The 11,349-nt window shown below is 45.4% G+C and carries 9 protein-coding genes; 7 read left to right on the forward strand and 2 right to left on the reverse strand.

Annotated features, from left to right (window positions below; genetic code table 11):
- Positions 1 to 304: 304 nt before the first annotated feature.
- The 3 genes from ACX0G9_RS10460 (at position 305) to nhaA (ending at position 4,689) form a co-directional block, all read left to right on the forward strand.
- Positions 305 to 1,399, forward strand: coding sequence for an outer membrane beta-barrel protein (locus ACX0G9_RS10460; RefSeq protein WP_459064844.1), 1,095 nt, complete (start codon positions 305 to 307; stop codon positions 1,397 to 1,399).
- 218 nt (positions 1,400 to 1,617) lie between these two features.
- The gene (locus ACX0G9_RS10465) at positions 1,618 to 3,183 is read left to right on the forward strand and encodes an ammonium transporter (RefSeq protein WP_459064845.1); all 1,566 of its coding nucleotides are present in this window, start codon (positions 1,618 to 1,620) and stop codon (positions 3,181 to 3,183) included.
- A 258-nt stretch (positions 3,184 to 3,441) separates the two neighbouring features.
- A complete protein-coding gene (gene nhaA, locus ACX0G9_RS10470) occupies positions 3,442 to 4,689 on the forward strand; it encodes a Na+/H+ antiporter NhaA (protein WP_459064846.1) in 1,248 nt (415 codons plus the stop codon).
- Positions 4,690 to 4,737: 48 nt separating this feature from the next.
- Here the strand turns inward: nhaA and ACX0G9_RS10475 are convergent, their stop codons facing one another.
- Complete coding sequence (locus ACX0G9_RS10475; RefSeq protein ID WP_459064847.1) at positions 4,738 to 5,445, reverse strand: Crp/Fnr family transcriptional regulator; 708 nt, start codon at positions 5,443 to 5,445, stop codon at positions 4,738 to 4,740.
- A gap of 121 nt (positions 5,446 to 5,566) precedes the next feature.
- Between ACX0G9_RS10475 and ACX0G9_RS10480 the strand changes: the two genes are divergently transcribed.
- The 4 genes from ACX0G9_RS10480 (at position 5,567) to ACX0G9_RS10495 (ending at position 8,575) form a co-directional block, all read left to right on the forward strand.
- A complete protein-coding gene (locus ACX0G9_RS10480; RefSeq protein ID WP_459064848.1) occupies positions 5,567 to 6,184 on the forward strand; it encodes a class I SAM-dependent methyltransferase in 618 nt (205 codons plus the stop codon).
- Positions 6,166 to 6,612, forward strand: coding sequence for a DUF983 domain-containing protein (locus ACX0G9_RS10485; RefSeq protein ID WP_459064849.1), 447 nt, complete (start codon positions 6,166 to 6,168; stop codon positions 6,610 to 6,612). Before ACX0G9_RS10480 ends, ACX0G9_RS10485 begins: the two co-directional genes overlap by 19 nt.
- 77 nt (positions 6,613 to 6,689) lie before the next feature.
- Positions 6,690 to 8,390, forward strand: coding sequence for a SulP family inorganic anion transporter (locus ACX0G9_RS10490; RefSeq protein ID WP_459064850.1), 1,701 nt, complete (start codon positions 6,690 to 6,692; stop codon positions 8,388 to 8,390).
- A 56-nt stretch (positions 8,391 to 8,446) separates the two neighbouring features.
- Complete coding sequence (locus ACX0G9_RS10495) at positions 8,447 to 8,575, forward strand: hypothetical protein (protein ID WP_459064851.1); 129 nt, start codon at positions 8,447 to 8,449, stop codon at positions 8,573 to 8,575.
- Positions 8,576 to 8,750: 175 nt separating this feature from the next.
- Here the strand turns inward: ACX0G9_RS10495 and ACX0G9_RS10500 are convergent, their stop codons facing one another.
- A complete protein-coding gene (locus tag ACX0G9_RS10500; RefSeq protein WP_459064852.1) occupies positions 8,751 to 11,339 on the reverse strand; it encodes a phosphoenolpyruvate carboxylase in 2,589 nt (862 codons plus the stop codon).
- Positions 11,340 to 11,349 lie beyond the last annotated feature (10 nt).

Below are 11,349 nucleotides of genomic sequence, written 5' to 3' on the forward strand. Positions count from 1 at the left end.
ATAATTTATTTATATTGAATTTATAATCAACAATTTACGACTTAAAAATGCATAATTTTTAAACATATTTCATTTTATTTTATATAACAAAATATACTAGAAACCTTCTGCTTTGATATATATTAGCATAACGGACATCAGTTATTTATTTTTTTAATATGAAAGGCCTTTTATTCATCGTGAAAACTTCGGTAGCAAGACCCGGGACTTTTCGGTGTATGATCTTTCTCTCCTAAATCCAAGATCCGGGAATTCGCTAAACCATTCCGGCCAGACTCTTATTACTTAACCAAAACCAATAGCAATGCTAAGGAATCTTTCTTTGTCCCTTACCGCCATCGCCATCGCCAGCTCGTTTTCCGTGAGTGCACAAACAACTACCGACACGGCTGCCAAAGCCGCCGCCCCTGTAACGCCTCCGGCCGTGATTATCACCGGATCCGCAGATGTTTATTACCGGTATGACTTTAACAAGCACAATACCTCTCTGACCAGTTTCACCAGTTCCCACGATCAGTTCAGGATCGGGATGGCCTCCGTCAAACTGGAACATAAGACAGCCAAATTGGATATGGTCGCCGACCTCGGGTTTGGTCAGCGCGCAAAGGATTTCGCATATACCGACGATGGAATTATGCAGGCAGTCAAACAATTGTACATTAGTTATTCGCCGGCCGCCTGGGTCAAATTTACCGGTGGTACCTGGGCTACACATGTCGGTTATGAAGTGCTGGATGCTTATGCCAACCGTAACTATAGCATGTCCTATATGTTCACCAATGGTCCGTTCTCCCATACAGGTTTAAGGGCAGACTTTACCGTAGGAAAAAGCGGGATCATGGTCGGAGTATCCAATCCTACCGATTTCAGGAGTGTTCCTGACAGTCTGCAGAGTAATAAGAACCTCATCGCACAGTACAGCTATGCGCCGAGCGATAATTTCAAATTGTTCCTGAACTATGTTGGTGGCAAAGATGCCTTCGACAACAAGGTGCATCAGTATGATCTCGTGATCAATGCTAAAGCAAGCAGCATCTTCGGTGTTGGACTGAACGGTACCGTCAACAAATCCAGCAGCCCTGTCGACAATTATGCTGCCGGTCATACCTGGTGGGGTGCAGCCCTTTACCTTAACCTGGATCCCAAGCCCTGGTTCGGCCTGACACTGCGCAGCGAATATTTCAGCGACAAAGACGGTGTGAAGATCCACGATGTTGAAACCGGCGCTGGAAATAAGGTATTTGCCAATACCCTTTCCGCCAATTTTAAAGTGGACGGATTCACATTTATCCCGGAGTTCCGCTATGACAACGGGAGCACGAACCTTTTCACTAAGAAGGATGGGACCGCTACCAAATCAGGCGGTAGTTTCCTTTTGGCTGCTATCTATTCATTCTGATCCTGACCTATATACTGAGAATCAAGGGTCAGAGCCCAATCTCTGATCCTGATTCCTTTTCCCGATTTCAGATCCTGATCTCTTCCCTTAAAGGAGCAATAGGCAACCCGATTTGTTAACCTAAAAAAACACCCGGCTCAATATCGAACTCCGAATAACTGACCAGTATCGAAAATCGATAAAACATACTTCATCTTCAATAACAAAAACTAAAAGCAATGGGACTAAAAACAATTTCCAAACTAAAACTTCGACCTTTCCTGTTTTTTGCGATCATGATGATGATGATGTCGCTTGTAATGCTGACACCATCTTCGACCTTTGCGCAGGACCCTACTGGTGCTGGCACAGGCACAATGAAGGACCTTGGCATTGATACTTTGGCAGCGACCAAAGACACAACGCTTAATAAGATTACCGCTGCGGTCAATACGATCGGCAATGCTGATGGCCATAATAAGATTGCCATCAATATCATGTGGACCCTGATCGCCGGATTTTTGGTCATGTTTATGCAGGCAGGTTTTGCATTAGTGGAAACCGGGTTTACCCAAAAGAAGAATGTCGCCCACACGATGGGGATGAATTTCATGGTGTACGCCATTGGAATGTTTGGTTTCTGGATCTGCGGATTTGCTTTTATGTTTGGAGGTGCGCTTAATGCCGCAACATTGGGTGGGGCGCCAGGTGTCATTCCCCATGAATATATCATTCATATATTCGGTCATGACTTCGGGATCATTGGAAGCGTTGGTTTTTTCCTGAACAGCAAGGTATATGACGTGGGAGTATTCACCCTTTTCCTGTTCCAGATGGTGTTTATGGATACAACCGCCACTATTCCCACCGGATCCATGGCAGAAAGATGGTCTTTCAAATCCTTCCTCATATTCGGGCTTTTCATCTCCATGTTCGTATACCCAATCTTCGGGAATTGGGTCTGGGGCGGCGGATGGCTTTCCCAACTTGGTGTAAATTTCCATTTGGGTCATGGTCATGTGGATTTCGCAGGGTCTTCCGTGGTGCACATGGTAGGCGGTGTTGCCGCACTGGCAGGAGCGATAGTAATCGGCCCCCGCATCGGCAAATATGGCAAGGACGGGACGGTCAATACCATACCTGGCCATAATATCCCTATGGCTCTTTTAGGAACCTTTATCCTTGCTTTCGGCTGGTTCGGTTTCAATCCCGGCTCCACTTTAGCCGGCGGTGATTACCGGATCAGTATCGTTGCCGTTAACACTATGATGGCAGGCACGGCCGCAACGCTGGGTGCTTTGGTTTTCATGTACATCAAAGGGCAGAAACCCGATCCGGGGATGCTCGCCAACGGGCTGCTGGCTGGACTTGTAGCCATTACCGCCCCTTGTGCATTCGTAAATTCAATGGGATCTGTGATAATAGGATTGGTAGCTGGTGTATTGGTTGTCATTGTTTACAATTTTGTCGATAGGAAATTAAAGATCGATGATCCCGTAGGCGCTTTTGCAGTCCATGGAGCAAATGGAGCCTGGGGTGTACTCTCTCTTGGACTTTTCGCGGATGGTTCTTATGGAGATGGATGGAATGGCGTCCCGGGAACTGTAAAAGGACTCTTTTATGGTGACGGGAGCCAATTTGTGGCCCAGCTTATCGGAACAGCTACCTGCTTCCTCTTTGTCTTCCCGGTCATGTATTTCTTCTTTAAACTCTCTAATAAGATCACCCCTGTTCGCGTATCGCCTGAAGCTGAAATAGCAGGCCTCGATATTCCCGAAATGGGCGTACATGGATATGTAGATTAATAAATTTTTATATATTCTTTATAAAGTAAAATGGTTGCTATGTATATAGCAGCCATTTTACTTTATTTTATTCATCTAACATATTGATAATAAATAAAATACAAGACATAAATAAATTCATATACCAATTATTAAAATGTGAATTATTTTATAAACAATGCCTACTATTTTAATATAACTATGCCTTATTTTAATTAACTTTAGGTTGATCTTAAAATTATTTATATTATAATTTTTTTCAATTCTAAAAGATCTTCCATGTCTTCCTCCATTTCTCAAACCAGGCCCCTTCACCATAAAATCATAACTCCCCTCAGGGATTTTCTCAATGACAGCCGCTCCACCGGCATCCTCCTGATCGGCTGTACCGTGATATCCCTGTTCATTTCGAATTCTGGTGGTACCTGGTATTCAAATGGCTGGGGAACGGAATTACCAGGCAATTCAACTTTGCACCTACCCGGATCGCCCTTGGATTGGATCAATAATTTCCTGATGGCCTTTTTTTTCCTGCTGGCTGGGATGGAAATTAAACGGGAACTATTGAACGGGGAATTGTCTTCGTTTAAAAAAGCCGTTCTCCCCTTCGGCGCTGCCTTCGGAGGCATGTTGGTTCCGGCACTGATATATACCTCCTTTAATTTTCATACACAGCATGCACATGGCTGGGGAATTCCAACGGCAACGGATATTGCCTTTTCTTTAGGTATTGCTTCCCTGTTAGGCAAAAGATTTCCCGTCGGCCTTAAGATATTACTGATGGCACTGGCTATCATCGACGATCTGGGGGCTATAATTGTTGTTGCCTTATTTTACGGCGGGCATGTAAGTGGCTGGTGGCTGGCTATTGCCGGAATTCTCTATGGACTACTCTTCGTCTGTAACTATTTAAAACTAAAATTCGGAGCTCCGCAGATCCTGATCGGGCTCGTCTTATGGTATGCTATGCTTCAGTCAGGGGTCGAAGCCAGCATTACAGGAGTACTGTTTGCATTCGCAACTCCTGTCAAACACCTGGCGCTGATAGAGAAGTTCATTCATAAGCCGGTCAATTTCTTTATTCTCCCCCTCTTTGCATTGGCGAATACCGCAATACTTGTTCCAGGTAATATTATTCACTCGCTGAATACTTCCGTCAGCATGGGAGTGATCTGTGGACTCGTCATTGGCAAACCGGTAGGGATATTCCTTTTCAGCCGTATTATGGTTGCCTGCAAAATAGCTCAGTTACCTTCGAATACGCATTGGAAACAGCTATTCGGGATGGGTACACTAGCTGGTATTGGTTTTACCATGTCCATTTTTACCACGATGCTGGCCTTCACAAATGAGGGTTTCAGGGATATAGCTAAAATATCCATCCTGCTGAGCGTCGTAGCCTCGGTCGTGATAAGTCTTATTTATTTCAGGGTAATCGGTGGTAAATTCGCCACTCCACCTCTTAAAACAAATATACCTGTTGCAGACCCCCGGCCCCAACCCGAACTTGGTCTGAATGCCGCTTAGGGCCATCGAAACAATCCTGACTGGCCTTCGGTTTATTTATTACTTGTTTCATTTATAATTCGCTATGCCGATCAGCCGTTTAACGTCCAGCACCATAATTTTCCGCCCCTTCGTTTCAATAATGCCTTCTTCTTTTAACTCACCGAGCACCCGCACAACATTTTCCCGCACCGTTCCGACCAGGCTGGCCAGATCATTCCTCGACATATTTATTTCAACCGGCATGCCTGGCTGAAAATTGACCTTATACTTTTCCCGGAGTACGATTAATTGCAAAGCAAGTCTTTCCCGTACCGAATGCTGTGTGAACAAAGTCAGGCTATTGGTCAACACGGCAAATTCGTGGCTTAGTACTTTTAATAATCGTCTGCTCAACAACGTTGACCGGTCCAGTACCTCTAAGAAATCTTCTTTCGGAATAAAGGCAATAAGGCTTTGTTCCAGGGCAGCAGCAGAATCCGGATACCGGTCTTCCGCTAAAATGGCGTGATAGCCGATCAACTCACCGGTATTGGCGACATAAATAATCTGCTCCCCACCGTCTTTTGTTACTTTATATTTTTTTGCCTTTCCGCTCCGGATAAAAAAAATTCCGGATGGATAGGAACCTTCCCTGAAAATAAGTTCATTCTTTTCATACAGCTGTTCGCTTTGATGAGCAGCAAGCAAAGCCGCATCCTTTTCGGGCAGATCCGCGAATATGGACTGGTTTTTAAAATCCCATCTCTCTATTGGAAAAATATCCTTGATACTCATAATTATCCAGATTCTCGATATTTTCAGATTAAGACAGGCTAACGGGTAAAAGTGATAAAGGTCACTTTTTGAAGTGACAAGGTTTACCGCAATCTAACCGCTAACCCGGTAGTTTTGCCTTATGGAAACATCCAAGGTAGCAAAAATTAGCTCCCGGTCTTCAGATACCTGGTTCAGGGAAGACAACCGGTTTCATCAATTGTATCCTGCACCGATCCGGGCCTTGGCCCGTCTTCATTGGACTCCCCTCCATATTGCCAGATCCGCGGCGGAATATCTTGTACCCTATGCAGGCGTTAAAGTGCTGGATATTGGCAGCGGCGTGGGAGCATTCTGTCTGGCAGCCGCTTATTATCAGCCATCGGCTTCCTTTTCCGGGGTCGAGCAACGCAAGGAACTGGTAAACCATGCTGAAAAAGCAAAGACGCTGATTGAATTAGCTAATGTCCATTTCCTCCACGGGAACTTTACTCAACTCGACTTTAAACAATATGACCATTTTTACTTCTATAATTCCTTTCACGAGAATCTGACCGGCACGGACAAAATAGATGACAGCATAGCTTATTCCGTTGAATTGTACAATTATTATAACCGGTACCTGTACACAGAACTGGAAGTTATGGCAACCGGCACACGAATCGTAACCTATCATAGCCTGGAAAATGAAATACCCCGTGGTTACCAGTTAGTGGAAGCCAGGTTCGGAAACTTATTAAAATGCTGGATGAAAATATGATGAATAAAAATAAACGCCCCGGTTACCTTTGGAGTATAGTTAATCATAAATGCTCCCGGTGCAGGACAGGCGATATGTTTCAGACAAGGAATTCCTACGACCTGAAACAGTTCATGAAGATGCCCGACAAATGCCCGTCCTGCGATCAATACATGGAAATAGAGGTCGGGTTTTATTATGGAACGGGCTACCTGAGTTATGGATTGACAGTAGCCTTTTCAGCCATTACCTTTTTGGCCTGGTGGGCCCTGGTAGGGTTATCGTTAACGGATAACCGGCTTTTTTGGTGGATCGGAGTCAATATATTTTTATTGATTGCCTGCCAGCCTTACTTAATGCGCCTGTCCAGGGCCTTGTGGTTATCCTTTTTTATCAGTTACAACGAAAACTGGAAAACCGAAAAACCGGAAGACCCCGAACGCCGGTAAATAATATAAAACAACCCTAATGGCTTTAACCATAGAAGAATACCGATAGATAAGCAATATCATTAACCCGATAGGTTATGTTCAGACCCAAACTTTTTGACACCCTCAGGAATTACAACCGGCAGCTACTGGTTAAAGACCTGGTAGCGGGACTGATCGTTGGTATAGTAGCTTTACCCCTGGCGATAGCATTTGCCATTGCCAGCGGCGTTTCCCCGGAAAAGGGATTATTTACGGCCGTCATAGCGGGGTTCATTATTTCTGCCTTGGGCGGCAGCAAGGTGCAGATTGGTGGGCCTACTGGCGCCTTTATTGTAATTGTTTATGGCATTGTACAGCAATATGGCATCAACGGGCTGATCATAGCTACTTTTATGGCAGGGATCCTGTTGATCCTGATGGGGCTTGCCGGTCTGGGGTCGGTTATAAAATTCATCCCCCACCCCTTGATCGTCGGATTTACCAGTGGGATTGCCCTGATCATATTTTCTTCCCAGGTCAAAGACTTTTTCGGATTGAAGATGGGAAGCGTCCCGACCGATTTTCTGGATAAATGGAAGGCATTCGGAGAGCATTTTCAATCCTTTAATTCCTATGCCTTCCTCATTGCTCTTTCATCAGTACTGATCATCCTTTTATGGCCCAAAATAACGCATAAAATCCCCGGTTCACTGGTAGCACTGGTGGCCTCAACGATAGCCGTACAACTTTTCCATTTGCCGGTAGAGACCATCGGAAGTCGTTTTGGCATTATATCATCATCCTTCCCGTCTCCGGTATTCCCCCACCTGGATAGTAAGATCATCAGAAGCCTGATACAGCCTGCGTTTACCATTGCCCTCCTTGGCGGCATTGAATCCTTATTATCCGCAGTCGTTGCCGATGGGATGACCGGAGGCAAACACCGGTCCAATATGGAATTGGTTGCCCAGGGCACAGCCAATATCGGCTCGGCCATCTTCGGAGGCATTCCTGCGACAGGGGCTATTGCCCGAACGGCTACCAATATAAAGAACGGAGGTCGTACTCCGGTAGCCGGTATCACACATGCCATCGTTTTACTATTGATCATCCTTTTTTTTGGGAGATGGGCATCCCTGATTCCGATGGCAACACTTGCAGGTATCCTGGTAGTCGTCGCTTATAATATGAGCGAGTGGGAAAATTTTATATCGGTCCTAAAAGGATCCGGGAGCGATATCGCGATATTGCTGACGACCTTTCTGCTAACGGTATTGGTGGACCTGACGGTCGCCATTGAAATAGGGATCGTGCTGGCAGCTTTCCTTTTCATGCGGAATATGATCAGGAGCAGTGAAGTCAGTATTTGGAAAGGACCCGAAGAAGAGGAAGATAAAGACAAAGTGCAAAGCAGACCTGAAGAAAATGTGGAATCAGGAGAGGCCGACAACTATCGGATTCCAAAGGGAGTAGAAGTATTTGAAATAACCGGCCCTTTATTTTTTGGCGCTGCCTATAAATTTAAGGATGCCATGAGACAGATTGAGCGGGCGCCCAAAGTATTGATCATCCGTATGCGAAACGTACCGGTCATTGACGCAACAGGGATAAGAGCCTTGAAAGAAGTATGCAAAGACTTCAGACAGCGTGGAATCAAACTGATCCTGTCCGAAGTCGGGCAGCCCAGGGTATTAAAAGAAGTAAAGGATGCCCGTTTGTTATTTGCCTTAGGCAAGGCCAATGTTACGGAGACCTTCGGAGCGGCATTAAAAAGAAGCAGGGAATATCTGGAAGAAACCAGTTTGAAAAAGGAATAAAGCCCTAACCGCTTTAGTTTGTCGCCTGGTTAATGGCGATCGAACACAACTTTAACATGGTGAAAAAATACATGACCCTGGTAGAGACGATTTATGAAAAAGGAAATACAATGATCATGCAATCCTATATGCCCTATGGCTTATACACGGTGTATCTCCAACAGGTTTTGAGATCGGGGGACTAATGTAAGCCAGATTGGGGAGCTGTAAGGGAAGAGTACTCAAGCTGCAAGGTAGCATCAAGCCATAAGGGTGAGAGTTTCAAGCCGCAAGAGGCTTGAAAACAGCGCGAGCCAGAAAGTGGACTTTCTGGCTCCCGTATCTAATGATGGCAATTCGGCCTAAAACGCCGGAGACGTTTTAGGCCGAATTGCGGGCCGCATTGATAATCCCGAAAGAACTGCGGATGATAAGTTTTTCATACACCTCTTTCATGGCTTTGTTATCACCGCTCTTTTCCAGGGCCTGGTACTTTGTAAGTGCGTATTGCTGAATAGTACTCAGTGGCAATACGATCCGCTCCCGCATTTGAATGGACAGGAGTTCTACCGGGTAATCGGCCATCAGTTCCGTTTTACCGGATAATTTGAAAATATATTTTTGGGTAAGTTCGAATTCGTCGTAGATCAGCGTCCAAATCTCACCATATACCGGGTGACGGGAAAAATGTTCGGTCAATGGGAAAAAACATTTCTTCATCGCCATTTCGCAATTATCCAGCAGGGTCTTAAAAAAGGGTGAATTATCGTATAAATGTTTCACCTCTTTCCATTTACCCTTTTTATCAAGCGTCTGCAGCGCCTTTCCTACACCATAATATCCGGTTACATTTTGTTTGAGCTGGCTCCAGGCGCCAACAAAAGGAATGGCACGCAGGTCCTTTAACTCCAGTCTGCCAGAGCTTTTTCGTTTGGAGGGCCGGCTGGCGATATTCGTCTCATTATAAAAACGCAGCGGGCTTACCTCATTCAGATAGGAAAGAAAATACGGATGATCCTTCAGGGTCGTATAGGCCTTATAACTTTCTTTTGCCAGAGCCTGCAATAATTCTTCCTCGCCTGATTGAAGAGTGACTTCCTTGGACGAAAAAAGATCGTTGGAGATACCGGCATGCAAAAGCTGTTCGATATTGTATTGGGCCGTATCGATAGTTCCGAAATTGGAGCTTACGGTCTGCCCCTGTATCGTCAGCTGAATTTGTTTGTTGGCAATATTTTTTCCCATAGAGGCATAGAACTTATGGGTTTTACCACCACCGCGGGCAGGCGGGCCTCCACGACCATCGAAGAAAACCACATTGATGCCATATTCTTTCGACACGGAAGTCAGTTCTTCCTTGGCCTTATAAATGCTCCAGTTCGCCATCAGGTAACCGCCATCCTTCGTGCCATCGGAAAACCCGAGCATGATCGTTTGGGTATGGTTCCTTCCCTGCAAATGTTTATAATAGACCTTGTTTTCGTATAGTCCCTTCATGATCTCCGCCGCATGCTGCAGGTCATCGACCGTTTCGAAAAGGGGAATGATATCTACCTTTAGTTTCTCCTTTTTCCATCCATTGAGCAGGAATAAACCAAAAACCTCGAACACATTCAGACTGCTGTTACATTGACTGATGATATAACGGCTGCAACCTTCCTCGCCATTGAATTTCTGGATGGTCCTGATTGCAGGGAAGGTCTCGACGGTATCTTTTATCAGGGGATCGTAATCGTATAATTCCGGCTTGACCTCGCCGGATGCGCAGCCGCCTGTCAGTAAGGAAATCTTTTCTTTAACGGACAGACCTGCATAGTTTTCAGGAAGCAGTTTTTCCCTGGCCGCGATAGCCTCCAGTACTTTCCCGTGTACCACGCTATCCTGCCGGATATCCAGCGTAGCGAAATGCAGACCGAAGATCATCACCTTACCGATGAGATTATCGACCAGGTGTACGAACAGGCTGTTATGCTGATAAATAATGATCTCCCGGATCTGGATGAGCGGATCCAGGATATTCTGTTTGCTCAGATCGGTCTTTTGTTCCGGTATAAATATATTGTTATACAGTTTTTCTTCCAGGTCAGCGATAATGGTATCCACCCCTTTGAAGGTAAGCCGCCTTTTGAGCCTGCGAACATCCAGGTAATAACATTTGATGATCGCCCCCCGCAGGGCATCCGCCACTTTCAGCGTGGTTTCTGTTTTAACGAAAGGATTGCCGTCCCTGTCACCTCCCGGCCAAAAACCCATTTTTATCACCGCATTATGTTTGTCGATGACATGCGGGAATTGATTTTGAAGAGAGGAAATGATTTTCCCGCAAGCATGATAGAACACATTTTCCAGGTACCAGATCAGGCTGATCGCTTCATCGTAGGGCGTAGGTTTTTGTTTTTTCAGGAAAGGGGTCTTTCCCAGTTGCTGCAGGTAAAGATTGATTTCCGAGGCATTATTCTCGATGACCGCCCTGGACAGATCATTGATGATCCCCAGTACCGGGCCGGGATAAAATTGTGTAGGATGCGCAGTCAGTACCATCCGGACAGAATAGTCCTTCAGTTTTTCGGTCAGCTCTTCTTCTTTATTGGTTTGCAGGACTTCCGAAATAAGATGTTTTACCGTTCCTGTTCCGCCCATATCATTCACATGCCGGAAAGCGGCGTCTTCCAACGCATCGAACAATACGATCTGCCTTTCCACATATTGTACAAAACGGAAAAGGATATCCGCGCGGTCCCGCTCGCTCGCATAGGTGGTATGTTTCTCGAAGAACTCTTCGATGATCTGAACGGGGCTTTGTTTTTTCTTATATCCGTCTTCGCAAATGGTAAGCAAAAGAGATAACAGGATGCCTGTTTTCTCGATGCGGTGGAACGGCAGGGAAGTAAACAAACTATTATACAATTGAAACTTGATCCCTACCAGGTTCTTAAATTGCTGCAAACCCTGAGATGATTGGTAACTCATACTGGCGTAT

Source organism: Flavitalea flava, assembly GCF_054461575.1.

Bases quoted from the DNA above. Each gene is read 5' to 3' on its own strand.
- ACX0G9_RS10500 (WP_459064852.1), bottom strand. From the start codon at position 11,339: ATGAGTTACCAATCATCTCAGGGTTTGCAGCAATTTAAGAACCTGGTA.
- nhaA (WP_459064846.1), top strand. From the start codon at position 3,442: ATGTCTTCCTCCATTTCTCAAACCAGGCCCCTTCACCATAAAATCATA.
- ACX0G9_RS10485 (WP_459064849.1), top strand. From the start codon at position 6,166: ATGCTGGATGAAAATATGATGAATAAAAATAAACGCCCCGGTTACCTT.
- ACX0G9_RS10475 (WP_459064847.1), bottom strand. From the start codon at position 5,445: ATGAGTATCAAGGATATTTTTCCAATAGAGAGATGGGATTTTAAAAAC.
- ACX0G9_RS10495 (WP_459064851.1), top strand. From the start codon at position 8,447: ATGGTGAAAAAATACATGACCCTGGTAGAGACGATTTATGAAAAAGGA.
- ACX0G9_RS10490 (WP_459064850.1), top strand. From the start codon at position 6,690: ATGTTCAGACCCAAACTTTTTGACACCCTCAGGAATTACAACCGGCAG.
- ACX0G9_RS10460 (WP_459064844.1), top strand. From the start codon at position 305: ATGCTAAGGAATCTTTCTTTGTCCCTTACCGCCATCGCCATCGCCAGC.
- ACX0G9_RS10480 (WP_459064848.1), top strand. From the start codon at position 5,567: ATGGAAACATCCAAGGTAGCAAAAATTAGCTCCCGGTCTTCAGATACC.
- ACX0G9_RS10465 (WP_459064845.1), top strand. From the start codon at position 1,618: ATGGGACTAAAAACAATTTCCAAACTAAAACTTCGACCTTTCCTGTTT.